The following is an 18,222-nucleotide window of genomic DNA, read 5'->3' as shown; positions in this document are numbered from 1 at the left end:
GACAGTATCTCGACCTCAAGTTAGACCTTCTCACCCTTGGCCCAACGTTCGCGTACTTCGGCAGGTGTCTGTGGGGGAAATTTTACACCTTTTTCTATCAAGAACTGTTTCACCTTGAGTGCCCAAGGATACTGAGGAGAGGACTTATCCATCAGCGATAGACTGTGCTCAACTCGATAAGCTAAATCAGCTCCCGTTGCAGATCTCAGTTGATAATCCGCACCATGTTGCAGCAACCAATATACAACTTCATATTGATTGATCGATGCACCATATAGGGCGCTATTACTGCCTGGACCATCGGTCAGGTTAAGATCTGCACCACGTTCCACCAATAACTTGATATCAGCCCAACGCGCCTCTCCGATGGCATTGAAGATGGCAGGTTCATGATCACCATTGAGTGAGTTAGGGTCGCCACCGGCATCCAGCATCATTCTTAGTAAGTTGGGGTATTTAGAGCCGGCGACCATAGCCACACAATTGCCACCAGTACCAAATTTGAAATTAGGATCTGCCCCCAGTTTCAACGCCAGCTGAATAGCTTTTTCATCTTTAGTGTTGACCAACCAAAGCAATGGAGTTGCTCCCGGAGGCTCTGTATCTCTAATATTGAGATCAACACCTTGTTCAATTAACCGCCGCGCCGTCGTTTCATCACCACGCTGAATGGCATCCAGCACGTTGACTACTGGGGCTGGAAAAAATTCACTGGCCTGCATACTTTTTCCTCCTACTTGGTAGGCCGATAACAAGCCCAGCACTCCGACGCAGAGCACCTTCAAACGAGATAACCATATCATTTTACTCCTCCCAGTTTGCTGGTAATGGTACCGATATCCTCACTCTTCTGCGCTTCAATCCCAGCAATCACTTGGTCCATACCATGGCGAGCAACTGGGTTTCCCCCTTGCGAGGGTAAGGGTAACATCTTGCCAGCAGCGGGAGGGAGTGCCCCCCCTGCCAGCAGCAGGCTTCCCAAGGCTCCACCAACAGCCGCACCGCCCGAGCCCCCTATTGCACTGCCAATCCCGGCAAACAGAGTGGGGACCGCCAATTTCCCCGCGCCTTGCATCATAGTTAGTATCTCCCCATCTACCGCCTGGGTGGTGACCAACTCACCTATTTTATCCAGCGGCAAGCCCCCCTTGCGGCTGACCGTATTCGAATGTAACCCGGCAGCATTGAAGGTATAACCGGGCAAACCAGTGACACCAACCCCTGCAGAAGCTTCCCCCCCCGCTAACGAATGACCCACCAACACCAGAGGGGACGAAGGTGAGGCTACAGCCTCTTGTACCTGTGTGGCTAAATGCATTGCCTGTGTGTATTGTTTGGTTTCTGCTCCAACTAGTCCTTGAGCAATGTTCGTCATCCAATCCATTTTACCGGTCACTTTATTATTCGTGCCCCGATAGGTAAGCATGGTCTCATTGTTAATGGACGACTTAAACAAAGCCGCTCCAAATCCGCTCTCTTTACTGGTAAAGACGGCCTTTTCCAGGCCAGGTATTTTTTTAACATCAACCAGCTGGAGTCCCACCGGAGAGGTTGATAATTCATCTTTTACACCGCGATTAAATTCATCCACGGCATAGACATACTGCGCAGCCTCAGCACGCAGGATACTGTCATTGTTAAAGCCCAGACGTTTACCTGCATCCACCAATCCCGGCACCTTGGCAGCACGCTCGGATAATTGTTTACGCGCCTGATAGCGCAGCTTACGCTGTGCCTCTGTCAAGGTTTTCTCCGCCTCTGGCAAGGCGACGGGGGCAGCCCATTCCAGCAATGTTTGCCATGGCACCAACATGGGCGAGAGCGCCAACAAGGGCAGCCGTTTTTTGGCCGTCTGCTCAGCACAGCTCTTTGCGGGAGATTGATAGGGGCTATCCCCGATGATCACATTGCCACTGCCTGCTGCAACGGAGCCGCCACAACCAATGGCATCCCCCACCCTTGCTGCCGCCTTGCCATTGATAAACACATTGCTGGAACCACCGGAGATGGCGCGACTATGAATGCCATGCGGCATGTTGGGACAAGGGCAAGCATGGAGCAGCACGGCATCCCCTTTACGTGCTGCAGGCTTGCCATTAATGATGACATCCCCACTACCTGCAATGATGGGAGTCGCCGGGAAACAGCCATGACCGGCGCAGCTATCACCTAATCGAGCAGCACTTGGCATAATGACTCCTTAACGACGATCCGGTGCATCCGGCAGGGTGGGCTTGTTCGGTGCCTCCGGTTCTATTGCGACAGGAGCTGCACCGGCACCTGGTGAACCGCCATCGTTGATCTTGACCACATTGCCCGAGATGGTCACTCCCGCGCCATCAAGCTTGATAAAACCACCTGGCCCCTTGATGGTCAGTGCTTGCCCCGCCTCCAGCACAATGTCGGTGGCTTTGAGGTAGCTGTCTGTACCCACCACCACACGTTGATGTGCTCCCACGACCAGCTCTTCTCCACCAGAAATAGAGGTCTGGCGGCTACCATCCAGATGAGTGATCTCGCCCCCACCGATGAATCGTTTGAATGAGGCCATCACTTTTTGCACAAAGTGGCGACCGATCAGTTGGTGATGGTCCTGCCCAATTTGTTCAACATCATCTTGAGCTACCGTGCGATGACTATGGCGGTCCACTCGCTGGAACTGATCCTGATTGACCGTCAAATGCTGATCCAGCCCCACACTTTGGCGATGGATATGGTTGATGACCACATCCATGTCTTTTTGGGCATGAATGTAAATCTGCTCTCTCGATGCTTCATCTTCAAAACGCAGCTCGTTGAAGCCTTGGCCCTTATGTGTGTCGGTTCGCAGCAGTGTCCGTGTTTTATGTTCGGGCAATACATAGGGGGTTTGGTTGGTGGCGTGATAAGTACGACCTGTCACGATGGGCTGATCCGGATCCCCCTCGAGGAAGCTCACAATCACTTCGTGACCGATACGCGGTACCGCCATCATGCCATATTGGCCACCCGCCCAACCTTGGCTGACACGTACCCAACAGGAGCTCTGGTCGTTGCTGGCACCATAGCGATCCCATGGGAACTGCAGCTTGATCCGGCCATATTTGTCGCAATAAATCTCTTCGCCAGAAGGTCCCACGACAGTGGCAATTTGAGGCCCATCAACCATCGGTTTATGTGGTAAGAGCGGTCGCCAGGTTTGCAGCGCTTTAACAACCGAGAACTCATTGGTCACCGTTGTCGCACCATCGCCACCTTCTTCTTCCAGTGCTTGAGGCTGCTTGCCGGTATGGACAATGCTGACGATTTGCCAATCGGTATTCAAGGCTGCATTTGGGTGCTCACTCAATGCAAAAGTCTGGCCCGGCAACAGCGCCGCACAGTTTGATTGGCCTCGGCTTGCCATGGCATCCCTGCGCAGTGCATCAAGCCGGTATTGGGTGAAGGATTTGCCACTGGGATCTTGCTTGAAACGCCCTGGATAATCGAAGTGCTGATAAGTATCACGCTGGTGCTCAAGTTCACTCCCCAGCTTTTTATGGGACAGGCCATATGCAGGGGTTTTAAAGCTGTAGTCCTTGAGTTCAACCTCAGCCTGGCGCACTGCTTCTCGATAGTGAAACTGGCGTACATAGGGCCCTTGCTCTAGCGAGCGGTTACCTAAATTGAAGAAGAGCGCAGGGCCATCGGTGAGCGCTGCGGCATCGTCTGCGAACACGAGCCGATGCTTGCCGGCTTCAAACTCATGAAAGTAGAACATCCCCTCTTCTGCTGCGAGGCGATTGATGAATTCAAGGTCAGATTCCCGGTACTGTACGCAGTACTCCCGCTGCACATGGGCATGCTTGAGTGCAAAGGCGTAGTCGGTAATGCCGTGCTCTTGTAGCAGGGCGCCGATGATCTCTTCCGGCTTTTGGGCCTGGAAAATACGGGCATTATGACGCAGACCCAATCGCCACAGCGCAGGTTTGACTTCCATGCTGTAGCGCGTTCGGCGAAAACCGCTGTCGCCCTGTTCGAACTGACTCACCACTCCGTTCACACGCCGCTGCAACTCACCGTCGTACCACACCAGCAACTCACAAGGTTGATCCAGTACCGCACCGAAGTTGATATCCGACTGGCTACTCGCCAGTTGCAATGAAAGGGTGAACGGATCGCTTAATGCCTCATGCAACGTAAAACTTGCCACAACAAACGTGGTGGCAGGCAGTGCGCCCACCTTGACGGTGAATTGCAATCCGGTCTGATTAGCCATGATATCTCCCTATCACCTTTCGAAACTGCGCCAGAAACCTGTCAAAACACCACGCTACCGCCCTCTCCGGTACACAAGCGGTCACCAAAGATAAGTAACATGACGGGTAATACGTTCTTTGTGTCTGCATAACAGAACACTCCTTATTGCTTTACCATCCCTCCGCATTCAGCAACACAGCATCGACTAGATAGACAGGGGGGTGGCAAAGCATAAAGGCTCCGGCAGCCCAAGACCGCCCGGAGAAATACGGGATAAAAGGCCGGTGCACACCGGCCACAAGATACGAAACCTAATACAGGGAATAACGAAGTTAGAACGTCAGGCTTATGCCTCGATGGGCGCGCGCCAGTCATCAGCACCAGAGGTACCGGCAACGGTGTGCTCCCAGTCAATCTTGCGGTAAGCCAGAGAGACCTGGATAAGCTGGGTGAAGTCAGACTTCGCCGGATCCTGGCAGTGCGGCATCTGGCAGTCGATGTCGACGATGGTGGCATCGGTCAGCACGGTAGAGAAGAAGTGCTCCTGCTTGCCCTCGACAGAGGTGCGGTACCACTTCAGGGTCACTTTCGGCAGCATTTCGCCGGAGGCCAGGGAGTTGTACATCAGCGGCACGGCTTTGTTCAGCGCAACGGTGAACTTGAACGGCTTGTGGACGCGCTGGCCAGCAGGCTGACCGGATTGCGGATCGGTCGGTACGGTGACGACGTGCTGGAACTCTTGTACCAGCATCTCGTCTTCGTGGCCCTGCACGAAGATGTTGCCGACGGAATCGGAAGTGAAGGCACCTGCAGTGATATTGCCCTGTGTTTTACCTTCGATGCTGATATAACATGGAGTTGGCATGAGTTTGCTCCTGATTGGTTGAACGGTAATGACACTCGACCGAACCAGTTAGCAGCGACCATGCCACTCTTCTTTATTCATATTTTTCAATGCATTAAATGAAAATCAAGCAAACTGGTCTGATGCGTGGCGCAAAAAGTTGCAACCAACAGGTTATTGCACCATAAATTATTGCACATGCAGTGGAACATCTTGCCATCTACGCAACGAGTTGCTTGCCACAAACAGAATCACTGCTCCTCATCCACATTGGCCACCAGCGCCATCTCCACGTTCAACCTGACCATTCCCTGTTTCAATGCCCATGAGATGGCCTGGCTCTTGCTGCTGGCCCCCAGCTTGCTGACCACATTGTTCAGATGAAACGTCACGGTACGGGGCGTGATCCCGAGGATCTGGGCAATATCGCTCACCTGCTTGCCCTCCGCCGCCCAGCGACACACCTCCAGCTCCCGCAAACTCAGCGCATCGTGCGGTGACAGCCCCGCCAGACAGACCCGGGCCACCGCTTCGAAAATATGCATGGAGAGCCAGCTGATAAAGGGCACCGCAGAGAGCCACTGCTGGCTGGTACGAGGCATGCTGGTAATAAAGGAGAGCAGGCCGACATGACCGTTGGCACCGTGCCAGGGCAGGGTGATACCGTCACGAATGCCGTACTCGCTAGCCAACTGCATCACCTCCCGGCCCTGTTCATCACAACGCTCCTCATCGTTCACCACATCGGCCCATAGAATGGGCGTGCTTCTGGTCATGGCGCACTTGACGATGGGGTCGATGGCAAAGAAGCCGCTGCCGGTGTAGGTATCCACCCAGGCCTGCGGGCAGCCGTTGAAGATGATGACGTCCGGACGCTGGATGGTGCTGGGGAAGATCAGGGCAAGGCGAAAATAGTCGAATCCCATGCGGCCGCTCAGTTCGCGCAGCAGGGTCACGATGGCGCGCTCGTCAGCCGCCGTCTCGAACTGACCGATAAGCTCCAGCGCGTGCAGGGTATTCATTTCCGGGGTATGAGGATCATGCACAAGATAAGGTGGCCAAACATGGAAACATACTGAATGTTAACAAGCGTCAATAGATGACACACCCCGGCACACAGGAAAATCAGAACTGCCCCACACTTTATGCTATCGAACCGTAATTTTTGTAATGAAATGCTACAGAAAAACAAGATCGTTCCACCAGCGACCAGTCATGACTCCTACGGATGTTAATCATTGCAACCTTTGTCATGGCTGACCTCTCACCGGCGGACCAGCAGTCCTCTACGCTGCCAGCATCAAGCAACAGAAGGAGTCCAAGTTGTGGCGGATGAGTTAGCGAGACGAGATACCTACCGAACTGTGCGAATATCAGTGCCAACGGAGACGATCAAGACGCTGGTTGCCCGGTGATAGTCTTGTAATGAACGCAGAGCAAAACAGGCAGGAAAATCGCAAACGTCAGCCTTGGCCAACGGCCTGAAAAACGTGGATAAAGATGGATTGCCCAGTCAGAGGCAGAATGACAGCGGGGATTTGAATAGCAAAAAGGCCATCCTTTCGGATGGCCTTTTTGGCTGAATAAATGGCGGAGGAGGTGCCCGCCGCAATCCAGTCCAATCGATTCTGAAGCCGTCAGACAAATCAACTCCTATCAGTACCTTATAAGCAAACCTTGTCCAATCCTTCCCAATCGCATATTACCACTGCGCATGCTTGGTGGCATACTGAGTGGCATATTCAATTCTCAAGGAGGTTACCTGATGGCCATCCTCACCGATACCAAAGCTCGTAGCATCAAGCCGGAAGATAAACCCCTTGCTCACGGTGGCGTGACAGGCTTGACGCTACACCCCTCTACAGTCAAGGGACGAGGCAAATGGGTGTTCCGCTATGTGAGCCCAATGACGAAGAAACGACGTAATGCTGGTCTTGGGACTTACCCCGAGATCTCCATCGCTGACGCAGCGCGAGACGCACAGGCAATGCGGGAACAACTGGCGAATAGCCTAGATCCGCTAGAGATCCGACTGCAGGAGCAGAACAAGCCGAAGATCCCGACATTGGAAGCATCTGCCAGATTGGTCTACGAAAGCTTGCTACCAGGTTGGAAGAACCCCAAGCACGGTAAGCAATGGATCACCACATTGGAGCAATATGCCTTTCCTACCATTGGTGCAATCTCCATTGATATCATCACCCCAGCTCATATCGCTTCAGTCCTACAACCGATATGGCTGACGATCCCAGAAACGGCAAGCCGTGTTAAACAGCGTCTACACGCAGTGATGACTTGGGCATGGGCTCACGGCTATACCTCTGCAAACCCGGTGGATGTGGTGAGTCACTTACTACCGGCCCAACCCAGCAAATCAGTGAGGGTTGAACACCAGCCCGCGATGCCTTGGCGTGATATCCCCGCCTTTGTACAAAAGCATCTTAGAACGGAGCAACAATACGATGTAACCCGCTCAATGCTAGAGTTCTTGATCCTGACTGCTTGCCGTTCAGGTGAAGTCAGAGCCATGAAGTGGCCAGAAGTCGATCTGGAGGCAAGGGTCTGGACCCTACCAGCCGAGCGTATGAAAGCCAAGCAACAACATCGTGTTCCGTTATCTCTTCGTGCCGTCGAGATCCTGCTGGGGTTAAGGGGATTACATGACGAGTTGGTATTCCCATCTCCCAGGGACCAAGTACCGCTCTCGGACACTGTGCTGACAATGTTTCTGAGAAGAGCCAAAGCGGGGAGTTGTACTCCTGGCCGAATGGCAACGGCTCATGGCTTTCGTTCCAGCTTTCGAGACTGGTGCAGCGAACAAGGCTATGCGCGGGATCTCGCTGAACGAGCGTTAGCTCACACAATTCAAAACAAGGTAGAAGCTGCATACCACCGTACTGATTTGCTCGATCAGCGGCGTCCTATGATGGATGCGTGGGCTGAGCTTGTGGCAGGTTATTTGCCAACTGAATAAGAAGAAAGCGGCCATTTGGCCGCTTTCTTCTATGTTCTTTTTTTTAGCTTTTCTTGGCGGGCGATGACATCTTACCAAACCAGTGCTCAGAGAGTTTCTGCGCTTGTTTGACTTCCGGCTGTGTCATTGCTGCTTCCAGCTCGTCACGAGCCTGCACCGCCTCTGGCATCCCTTCTGTTGCCGCCAATGACAGCCAGGCATAGGCATGTATCCGGTTACGCGGTGCCCCCAGACCTTTCTCACGCAGTGTCCCCATCCGGTATTGGGCCATACGATCGCCTTGCTGGGCTGCCAGGCGATACTGCTTGAGTGCCAGCGCGTAATCTTCTTTACCCCCTTGCCCCAGACGCAGCATCTCACCGTAAGCATAGAGTGCTGCCATATTCCCTTGCCGAGCGGCCTTGGCATAGCTGGCTCTGGCTTGTTCCAGTTCACCTTGTTCCTGCTGTAGTGCAGCCAGATCGAACCAAGCTTTGGTCACGCCACCGTCAGCAGCCCGCGTTAACCAGTGGAGCCGTTGCTCCCGGTCTATCTGCTGCAAACTCAGTTGATATTCGGCCTCGTGGGAGCCGTGCCCGGCGGCCAGATCCAGCCAATAGCGACCCAAAGCGGGGTCGGCTGATACTTGATCCCCAGCCAGATACGCCATTCCTAGCCAAAGTTCGGCCTCAGCAGAGCCCGCACTAGCTGCTCGTTGATAAGCTGTGAAAGCGTTGGCGGGGGCGGCCTGTTTGGCTTGCTGTAGCAAAGCATCCGGTTGCTGCTGAGCAGCAGCCTTATCATTCCAGCGCTGGGCGAGGTCTGGTCGTTTGACAACCCCTTTACCTTGCGCATATCGCTCACCCAGCAGGTACTGGGCATCACGGTTGCCCAGTTCTGCAGCTTGTTCAAGCCACTTGATGGCGTTCGTGTCTGCCCCAGGTTGCTGGCTGTACCAACGGGCCAGCACCAACTGAGCTTCAGCATGATCCTGCTTGGCAGCTTGCTCGAACCAGTCGAGGCATTCACTCACCAGTTTGCCTTGATGCTGCTCTTGGCACATCAGCCCCAGCCGATAGCTGGCCTGGGTGTTACCAAGGCGAGCTGAACGCTGCCACCACTGAGTAGCGAGCGCAGGATCCTTGGGCTCACCGAGCCCGGCCTGATACCAGTCACCGACTTGCCAGGCAGCATTGGCGCGGATCTTTTGATCGGCGGCCAAGGGGCCTGACTGCTGTGCAGCCTGCTGCATCCAGTGCATGGCATTAGGGTAATCAGGTTGCTTGGCCAGGCGTTTGGCCAGCTCATACTGGGCACGGCCATCCCCCTGCTTTGCCGCTTGGGATAACTCGGCGTCAGTACGTGGGGCAGTGGAAGAACAGGCTGCAAGCATGCTGCCTACCAGTACCAGCCATAAGGCTCGATGTGTCATGGGAAAATTCTTCGCAGAGTGAAAATATATTGGATTAAGAGCTGCCAACTTACGGGATGTCTAATCATCCTGCTGCACAACCGGATGGCGGACACAAAGCTGGGCTGAGGGCTTCCAGCACCCGGCCACAGTCATCAAGCCGATAGCCCTGCGCCTCGCGCCGCTCGCCAATCAGGTTGCCTATCCCATCGCAGCGGGATGTTGCCTCGGCAGACGTTGGGCTTCACTTCGTTCAGCACCAACCTACGGCTTAGCCCAACATACGAGACAATGTGTGCTGCTGACTCACACCACCACACTGCCCCAAGTAGACCCTTCACGGGAAGGATTTATTTAATCCCAAGCAGAATAGCTATAACTATCATCGATTGGCCTAAATGAAATACCTGTTAAACCAAGTCTTTCGTACTCTTGCTTAAAAAGTAAAGAACATACAGGGGCCGCAATCTCATTACATATAAAGAGGTGCTTGGTAATACCACTCTTTATCTCGAAGTGGCTTATTGACTCGTAATATATTTTATTTAAGCCACGTTCTTCTGGTGTGTTCAACTTCCCCGTTTCTGGATCAACTGATATTTCATATATTGAACCATTCTCATCAAGAATGGAAATGTAGTCCAGCAAGAAAAACAAAAAATAATCTTTATCTGTTTTTTTTCCTCTCTGAAGTAGTACGTTAATAGGAATTCCTATATTTTTAATATCTAGTTTTTTACAAAGCAGGATCATATCTAAAGAAGCTAGATTTTCATCAACCAAATAATCACCTTTTAGCTGTGTTGTTTTAGCCTTCAGTTCATAACTGACTGCAAACTCACTTTCACATGGAGGAGCATCATAAAACTCATAATTTGGGAGTTCAGGAGTCCACTCCTTATCGATAAAATATGGAATTCCTTTTCCATCAGGCGCCGATTCAATAATGAAAAAATGCTGGGTATCATTAATCATAGTAATCTTCCAGTTATCGGGTCCACTTTAAATACTCCATTCTCTAAACCTGTTGCTGCCCAGCCTTGTATCTCCTTTATTTTGAGTGCTAAACTGGTATCACTCAAATGTGCAGCTTGCTTCGATAATTGAGCTAACTTTGTTCTGACTGCTGCAGTGTATTGATTATGGTTGGACCAATGTCCTGGCAACCCTATTTTGCCAGATAAATCTTGGTTGCCGGGGAGAAAAATACCATTAGATGCATTATCTCCATGCCAGCCTATTTTTTTCAATCTATCAAATATGCTTTTAAATTGCTTATCTTTCATCAACTCCTCTGGAATAAGATGGTGATTAGCCATCCCATCTCCTACTCGAGCCCCCATGTTTCGCCCTAAAGCGCAGCTACTTAATCCTAGTGGGTCAACCCAATTTACCGGATTATGCACATACCCATAATTATTCTCCCCACCCAGTACCCCTATCGGGTCGGGGGAGATATAACAAGCACCTTGCGGGTCGTAGTACCGAAAACGGTTATAGCAGAGTCCGCTTTCATCGTCACGCAGTTGGCCTGCGAATGCCAGACCGGGGTCACGGATATCAGCATGATTGCTTAATCGCTGGCCCCACAGACTGGTTTTGGTCGGCTGCCAGTGCAGTTCCCCTTGTGGGTTATAGAGCCCCAGCAGTTCGCCATTTTGCTGGCTGACGGCAAAATCGGTCTGCCAATTCTCTGCGGCGGTTTGTCGGCCTTGTTCGATATAGACAGTGGAAGCATGAGGCAGACTCACCACGCCAGCTTGTGTCATCTGACGCTGCTGCACCAGCAATTCCCAGCCACGCCAGACCCAGTGGCGGCGCTGTTGCAGTGTGCCTTGCTGGAAATGACGCACCTCGGCTATCTGGTCGCCATCCCACAGGTAACGCACCTCTTCGCCACTCTGCTCACAGCGCTTGCTGATGCGCCGACCAAACGGGTCGTAGCGATAAAACCAGTTAGAGCCTTCGGGGGTGGTGACCACCCTCAGCTGGTTACGACTGTCCCAGCGGTAGTGCCACTGTTCGGGTCGAAAGCCCGGACGCAGCTGACGTTTGCTGACAAGCCTGCCCGCCTTGTCATAGTCGTAGTGGGTATCACCCCGCTGGCTGACCCGCCCTTGCTGCCAGCGGGTGTGTTCGCCGTCGGTCAATGGCAACCCCTGACGGGTGTAGCTAAATTGCGCCTCCCGCTGGCGGCCTGCGTTGGGATGCTGGCTAAGGGTCTCCAGCACCCGACCACAGGCATCGAGCCGATAGCCCTGCGCCTCGCGTCCCCGCCGCTCGCCAATCAGGTTGCCAGCACGGTCATAACCGTATTCGCCGGTGAGCCCCGCCAGCAAGCGTCCCTCTTGCAGTTGACCACTTTGGGCGCGTGTGAGCTGGCCCAGTGCGTCATACTCTTGCTTCAGACCAAAAGCACCGCCCTGGCGCAGTGCCTCCCGACCAGCCAGGTCGTGCACCAGGGTCAGCTCTGCGCCATCTGGCAAACCAATGCGGGTCAGTTCACCGACGTTGTTGACGATAAAGGAAGTGGTCAGTGGGGCCGGTTCGTCTTCCTTATTCTCTTGGTGTGCCTCAGGCCAGCTCAGAGTTCGGGTCAGGGTGCGAGCCTGCTCGTCATAGGTACGGCTAATGGTGGCGCCGTTTTGTTCTTCACGTACCACCCGGTCGCGGGTGTCATATTCAAAGCGCAGGTGGCTGATGCTGGATGACACTTCCAGCAATCTGCCTGCCCCGTCGTAGTGATAATGAAGGGTGTCATCGTCACTGGTTTCACGCAGCAGCAAGCCACGGCCATCAAACAGGAAGTGGCGAGCCTGACCTTCGCCATTGCGGACTTCGATGCAGTGACCATCTTCGTCATAGCCATAGTGGGTGACAGTGCCCGCCATATCCTGCTCGCGCACCAACCGGCCATCATTATCGAGCCACCACTGCCACACCTGCTGGTCGGGCCCGGTGACCTTTATTAGCTGCTGGGTATCGCGGTCGTATTGATAGTACCAACTACGGCCACTGGCATCAGTGCGCTCAAGCAGCAGATCGAAGGCACCAAAGCGTTGGCGCCAGTGCTGGCCATTGCCATCGACATAGTCGATCAGGTTTTTGTGGCGATCGTAACGGCGTTGCTCTTCTACCTCATCGGGCCGCTTGAGCTGCTCAGGCAATTGCCAGCTGGGGCGACGATAGCCTAACTGATAGCGGGCACCGTCGGCACGTTGCCATTGCGCAACCCGGTCCTGACCATCGTAGCGCCACTGCTCGGTACGTCCCTCGGCATCCGTCTGGCTAAGCAGGCGCTGGCGCTGGTCATACTGCAGGCGTGCTTGCACCTTGCCACTCTGGTCGCTGACCGCCGTCAGCAGCCCATAACGGTTCCAGCTAAAATGCACTTCGCTGGCATCCGGCCCCGTCAGCTTCTCCGGATTACCCGTTTCATCGAAACGCCACAGCCAACTGCGCCCGAGCGGGTCGGTGACTGCGCACAGCCGCTGCTGCTCATCATACTCGTAGTGCCAAGCGTGGCCGCTGCCGTCGACAAAGCGGGTCACCAGCCCGGTGTCATCCAGGTATTCAAACTCGACCACCCGTCCGGCCGGAGAAATCTCTCGCAGCAGGTTACCAAACTCGTCGTAGTCAAAGCGGGTCACATAGCCAAGGGGGGAGCGGATCGCGCTCACCAGGTCAAGCTCGTTAAGCTCATACTCGTGGCGCCCCATCCCGTCGGTCATGACTACCTTGCCTGGCTGATAGTCAAAGCGTGCGGTGAGCATGCCATCGGCACAGGTGGTGTAGACGCAGCGCCCTTTAGCGTCATATTCATAACGTGCCCAGGTCTGGTCATTATCATGCCAACGCGTTAGCCGCCCCTGGCTGTCGTATTCGTAAAACAGGTGATAGTGATGGCTGGCATCCGCCTCGACCAGTTGACCAGTCAGGCTCTGGGTGTACCTGGCCAAGAGGGTGTGCTGACCACCATCAACCCGGATAATCTGCTGCAGATAGTCATCTTGCCACGCCAGCGCCAGCTCGATGCCATCGCTGTGGCGCACCCGGCATAGCTTGCCGGCCTGATCACGGGTTAGCTCAATACGGTTGGCATGGTTATCGGATATGCCGCTGAGCAGGCGTAGTTCACCCTGCGGATAAGCGAAGTGACGGGTCTGTTGACTGTCCCGGTCCCACAACAACATGCTGCCATCGGTGTGGCGAGTCAGGGTAAATTGGGGGTAGTGGGGGCAATAGACGCAGGTGACATCCTGATGGAACGTAAAGTCAATGTCATAGCCTTGCGCCAGGGTGATGGTCACAACAGTGTCGAGACCCTGTTGGTTTATCCTGGCGACCTCACTCCAGCTGTCATGCCACCCTTGGCCGAGCAGCCCCACGTGGCGGGATGCGGTGCGATAGGTACGCTCAAAGCGCAGCAGCAAGGTTTGCCCCAACTCGACATCCAGCCGGGATTCAATCACCTCGCCACTGGGAGCATAAATCGGATCTTGGAGCAGCGCTTTGAAGGCCTCCTTAAATCGGACCAGTCCCTTGCTGTTTTTGAATCCCTGGCTCATGCAGCGTCGTGCGTTACGATCGAATATTCGTACCGCAACCTTGGCCCCAACCAATGCTCCCCGCAATACTGCGCGCGGTCCCTTGGTAAAGAGTTTGCCTATCCCCTTGAACATGCCACGACTGGGAGGCACCAAGAACTCGACCGCAATCAGCAGCCCCTTCTCCCACCAACTGAACTCATCTGCTATGTCGGCATAGGTTCCCTGGCCTGAGCCAAAGAACACGGTGGAAGCCCCCTCCTTGATAGTGGCGCCACAGGCGGTCTGGTCATCCACTCGCGCGGCCGGACTGTCGTTGACAAAAACAGACTCACTGCCTTGGGCAATGATGGGCGGAATCGAATGCTTGGTGCACGCGACGGTATCAACCAGCGCACGGGAGACCGGTTGTCCTTCGACAAACACATTGGCAGAGCCAGTTGCAACCGGACCAAAGGACGGGGACGCACTATCAACCATGCCAGACACACTTCCTGACACCTTGGCGATAAGGTCCCCCGCCCCTATGGTGGCAGCAATGCCCAGGCCAAGCTTGGCGACCCCCACCACCAACGCCAGCCCCATTCCGCCAGTCACCCCCGTCAATGCGACGGCTGCCGTTACTACCGCAGCAGCCACAGCAAAGACTGCAGCCGCCACCAGGGCACCGGCTATCGCCCCCGCCAAGGCACCCAAGAAACTCTTGTGCTTAATCATTTTTCCAGGAGAGGTGGGCGGCTTGCCCTCACCTGGTTTGGGTCTATCAGCGGGGGGGGAGGGGCGGTTTCCCGCATGCATCGCACCCACTCGCGCTACCCGCGTTAAGATATCGCCAAGCATGCCCCCCCCCTTAGCCAGCTGCTTTAAAGGTGGCAATCACGTCAAGCAAGGCTTGTTTCTGTTCATCTTGCAGAGTGCCGGCTGCCGTGATGGTAAAGGTCAGCAGCAACGCCCCTCTCACCTGCATCACCACCACCTGGTGCATCGGCCCCTCGGTCGAGCGCCAGGTGTACTCGATGGCTGGAGCGGCTTGCCCATCCAGCTGCACCTCCCAACTCGCCAATTCCTGATAACCCTTGAGGTGAGCCGCAAATTGCGAAAGCGTCTGTTGATAGACGGTCTCTGGCGCCAATCCAAACTCGAACGGTGAACGATTGACCACCAGATTGACGGTATCGCCCGGCAATACAAACACATGGAGGGACTCATCGCGCCATTGCTGTGGTATCAACAGCGCACCTTCATTCATCTGATACATGTCACATCCTTAATTCAAATCAATGCGGGTGCCGTTCAACACGAGCCCCTTGCCGGTAATGGCGATGTTGCCCTCTTTGTCGATGGCGATATAACCACCGGCTGTGGCAATGAGAATGTCCCCATCCTGCGATTGGATGGCGATATTGTTTTTCACCTGCAGCGACTCATTGTCATTGACCATGGTGCTGCGATTTTTAGTGACCGCTACGGTTTGCTCACCCTGCACTTCTGTCACCTGGTCAAGCTTGACCGACACTGTCTGGTTACCCTGAACAGCAACAGTCTGACTCCCTCCAACCTGTTCCGTGTGATTGGCATTCACAGAGGTTGAGCGGTTGTTAAGCACCACCGTATTCATGTCATGTTGAGCGTGGAGGAACACCTCTTCCTGGCCTGCTTTATCTTCAAAACGAAGTTCGTTAAAGCCCTTGCCCTTGTGGGTGTTGCTGCGCAGTGACATGCGGGTCTTGTTAGCTGGTAACCCCTCTGGAGGAAGGTTGGTTGCGTGATAGGTGCGGCCAATGACAATGGGCTGGTCAGGGTCCCCTTCAAGGAAGCTCACAATGACCTCATGGCCAATGCGCGGAATGGCCATCATGCCATAGCCGCCTCCGGCCCAGGCCTGACCGACCCTTACCCAGCAGGAGCTGTGCTCATCGCTGGCGCCATACCTGTCCCAAGGGAACTGCAGCTTGATGCGGCCATATTTATCGCAGTAGATTTCTTCCCCTGCAGGTCCCACAACAGTGGCAATCTGCGCCCCATCAACCAGGGGCTTATGAGGCATCTGCGCACGCCAGGTGGTGGTAGCCTTTACTACCCCAAAATCGTTGTAATACACAGTGGGCTCGCTACCACCTTCTTCCTCCAATGCTTGAGGCTGCTTACCGGTGTGTGTCACATGCACTACTTGCCAAGCAATGTTGAGTGCAGGTGCAGGGTGTTCCGATAGCTCGAAACTCAGTCCAGGCATCAACCCCGCCTCTGTCGAGTGTCCATTTCCCGTCACCGCGTCGGCTCGCAGCGCATCCAGTCGATGCTGAGCAAATGCCTTGCCGCTTGGGTCCTGCTTGAAGCGACCCGGATAGTCGAAGTGCTGGTAGCTATCGCGCTGGTGTTCTAGCTCAGCCCCCATTTTTTTGTGAGACAGGCCATAAGCCGGGGTCTTGAAGCTGTAGTCTTTGAGTTCTACATCGCTCGGACGCACAGCTTCCTGATAATGGAACCGGCGTACAAACGCCCCCTGCTGCAACCCTTGATTGGCCAGATTGAAAAAGAGGGCGGGCCCTTCCTGCAGCGCTGCAGCATCATCGGCAAAAACGAGCCGATGCTTGCCTGCTTCAAATTCGTGGAAGTAGAACATTCCCTCTTCAGCGGCTAGCCGGTTCAAAAAAGCCAAATCGCTCTCACGGTACTGAACGCAGTATTCGCGCTGGGCATGCTCGTTTTTCAGGGCAAAGGCATAGTCGGTAATACCGTGCTCTTGCAGCAAGATGGAGAGGATCTCTTCAGGCTTCTGCGCCTGGAAGATGCGGGCATTGGTACGTAAGGAGAGCCGCCATAGTGCAGGCTTCACCACCATGCGGTATCGAGTACGGCGAAACCCAGTATCACCCTGAGCAAATTGGGCTACCACGCCACTGACACGGCGCAGAAGATCACCCTCGAACCACACCAGCAGTTCACAGGGCTGATCCAACACGGCACCAAAATCAATGTCACTCAGTAGACTGGCCAACTCGAGATGAAGGTCAAATGGACGATTGAGCCCTTCGTTAAGTTCAAAGCTTGCCACAGCAAAGGTGGGGGCAGGCAGCGCGCCCACCTTAACGGTGAATTGCAATCCGGTCTGATTAGCCATGATATCTCCCTATCACCTTTCGAAACTGCACCCGAAACCTGTCAAAACACCACGCTACCGCCCTCTCTGGTACACAAGCGGTCACCAAAGATAAGTAACATGACGGGTAATCCGCTGTTTGTGTCTGCATAACAGAACACCCCTTATTGCTTTGCTATCACTCCGCATTCACCAGCACGACATCGACTAGATAGACAGGGGGATGGCAAAGCACAAAAACTCCGGCAGCCCAAGACTGTCCGGAGAAATAGGCGATAAAAGGCCGGTGCACACCGGCCACAACATACGAGATGACTTACAAGGAATAGCAAGGTAAGAAAGTGAGGTTTAGGCCTCGATCGGTGCGCGCCAGTCATCCGCACCGGAAGTACCGGCAACGGTGTGCTCCCAATCGATCTTGCGATAGGCCATGGAGACCTGGATCAGCTGGGTGAAGTCAGACTTCGCCGGATCCTGGCAGTGCGGCATCTGACAGTCGATGTCGACGATGGTGGCATCGGTCAGCACAGTAGAGAAGAAGTGCTCCTGCTTACCCTCGACGGAGGTGCGGTACCACTTCAGGGTCACTTTCGGCAGCATCTCGCCGGAAGCCAGCGCGTTGTACATCAGCGGCACGGCCTTGTTCAGCGCAACGGTGAACTTGAACGGCTTGTGGACGCGCTGACCGGCAGGCTGACCAGATTGCGGATCGGTCGGTACGGTGACGACGTGCTGGAACTCTTGCACCAGCATCTCGTCTTCGTGGCCCTGCACGAAGATGTTGCCGACGGAATCGGAAGTGAAGGCACCGGCGGTAATATTGCCCTGGGTTTTACCTTCGATGCTGATATAACATGGAGTTGGCATGAGTTTGCTCCTGATTGGTTGAACGGTAATGACACTCGACCGAACCAGTTAGCAGCGACCATGCCACTCTTTTTTATTCATATTTTTCAATGCATTAAGTGAAAATCAAGCAAGCTGGTCTGATGCGTGGCGCAAAAAGTTGCAACCAACAGGTTATTGCACCATAAATTCTTGCACATGCAGTGGAACATCTTGCCATCTACGCAACGAGTTGCTTGCCACAAACAGAATCACTGCTCCTCATCCACATTGGCCACCAGCGCCATCTCCACGTTCAACCTG

Annotated in this window: 12 protein-coding genes; 1 reads left to right on the top strand and 11 read right to left on the bottom strand. The window is 54.2% G+C overall.

What is annotated here, in order from left to right:
* Nucleotides 1-20: 20 nt before the first annotated feature.
* The 5 genes from ACB033_RS22225 to ACB033_RS22205 all read right to left on the bottom strand — a co-directional run bounded on the left by ACB033_RS22225 (nt 21) and on the right by ACB033_RS22205 (nt 6,084).
* The gene (locus ACB033_RS22225; RefSeq protein ID WP_157835377.1) at nt 21-803 is read right to left on the bottom strand and encodes an ankyrin repeat domain-containing protein; all 783 of its coding nucleotides are present in this window, start codon (nt 801-803) and stop codon (nt 21-23) included.
* Nucleotides 800-2,191 (bottom strand): PAAR domain-containing protein, encoded by a 1,392-nt coding sequence (locus ACB033_RS22220; RefSeq protein ID WP_017783565.1) that lies wholly within the window; start codon nt 2,189-2,191, stop codon nt 800-802. The genes ACB033_RS22225 and ACB033_RS22220 overlap by 4 nt, the downstream gene beginning before the upstream one ends.
* Before the next feature lie 9 nt (nt 2,192-2,200).
* Nucleotides 2,201-4,237 carry a type VI secretion system tip protein VgrG gene (locus tag ACB033_RS22215; RefSeq protein WP_139725363.1) on the bottom strand — a complete coding sequence of 679 codons (2,037 nt, stop codon included), beginning with the start codon at nt 4,235-4,237 and terminating at the stop codon, nt 2,201-2,203.
* A 327-nt stretch (nt 4,238-4,564) separates the two neighbouring features.
* A complete protein-coding gene (gene hcp1 / locus ACB033_RS22210) occupies nt 4,565-5,083 on the bottom strand; it encodes a type VI secretion system effector Hcp1 (protein WP_010634822.1) in 519 nt (172 codons plus the stop codon).
* Nucleotides 5,084-5,313: 230 nt separating this feature from the next.
* Nucleotides 5,314-6,084, bottom strand: a complete 771-nt coding sequence (locus tag ACB033_RS22205; RefSeq protein WP_162518978.1) for a LuxR family transcriptional regulator — start codon at nt 6,082-6,084, stop codon at nt 5,314-5,316.
* A 743-nt stretch (nt 6,085-6,827) separates the two neighbouring features.
* On the opposite strand from ACB033_RS22205, the gene ACB033_RS22200 reads away from it, so the two are divergent.
* Nucleotides 6,828-8,036, top strand: coding sequence for a tyrosine-type recombinase/integrase (locus tag ACB033_RS22200; protein ID WP_252600864.1), 1,209 nt, complete (start codon nt 6,828-6,830; stop codon nt 8,034-8,036).
* A gap of 43 nt (nt 8,037-8,079) precedes the next feature.
* Here the strand turns inward: ACB033_RS22200 and ACB033_RS22195 are convergent, their stop codons facing one another.
* The 6 genes from ACB033_RS22195 to hcp1 (ACB033_RS22170) form a co-directional block, all read right to left on the bottom strand.
* Nucleotides 8,080-9,447, bottom strand: coding sequence for a tetratricopeptide repeat protein (locus tag ACB033_RS22195; RefSeq protein ID WP_371140762.1), 1,368 nt, complete (start codon nt 9,445-9,447; stop codon nt 8,080-8,082).
* A 333-nt stretch (nt 9,448-9,780) separates the two neighbouring features.
* A complete protein-coding gene (locus tag ACB033_RS22190) occupies nt 9,781-10,401 on the bottom strand; it encodes a hypothetical protein (protein WP_371140761.1) in 621 nt (206 codons plus the stop codon).
* Nucleotides 10,398-14,813: an RHS repeat-associated core domain-containing protein gene (locus ACB033_RS22185; RefSeq protein WP_371140760.1), complete on the bottom strand. Its 4,416-nt coding sequence runs from the start codon at nt 14,811-14,813 to the stop codon at nt 10,398-10,400. The genes ACB033_RS22190 and ACB033_RS22185 overlap by 4 nt, the downstream gene beginning before the upstream one ends.
* A 10-nt stretch (nt 14,814-14,823) precedes the next feature.
* Nucleotides 14,824-15,231 (bottom strand): DUF1795 domain-containing protein, encoded by a 408-nt coding sequence (locus ACB033_RS22180; protein WP_171282329.1) that lies wholly within the window; start codon nt 15,229-15,231, stop codon nt 14,824-14,826.
* A gap of 9 nt (nt 15,232-15,240) precedes the next feature.
* Entirely contained in the window at nt 15,241-17,094 is a 1,854-nt protein-coding gene (gene tssI / locus ACB033_RS22175) for a type VI secretion system tip protein VgrG (RefSeq protein WP_099358593.1), read from the bottom strand.
* Between the two features lie 327 nt (nt 17,095-17,421).
* Complete coding sequence (gene hcp1 / locus ACB033_RS22170; RefSeq protein WP_010634242.1) at nt 17,422-17,940, bottom strand: type VI secretion system effector Hcp1; 519 nt, start codon at nt 17,938-17,940, stop codon at nt 17,422-17,424.
* Nucleotides 17,941-18,222 lie beyond the last annotated feature (282 nt).

It is taken from the genome of Aeromonas sp. S15(2024) (assembly GCF_041402265.1).
Classification (GTDB): Bacteria; Pseudomonadota; Gammaproteobacteria; order Enterobacterales; family Aeromonadaceae; genus Aeromonas; species Aeromonas dhakensis.
This window is presented reverse-complemented; position numbering and strand designations above follow the sequence as displayed.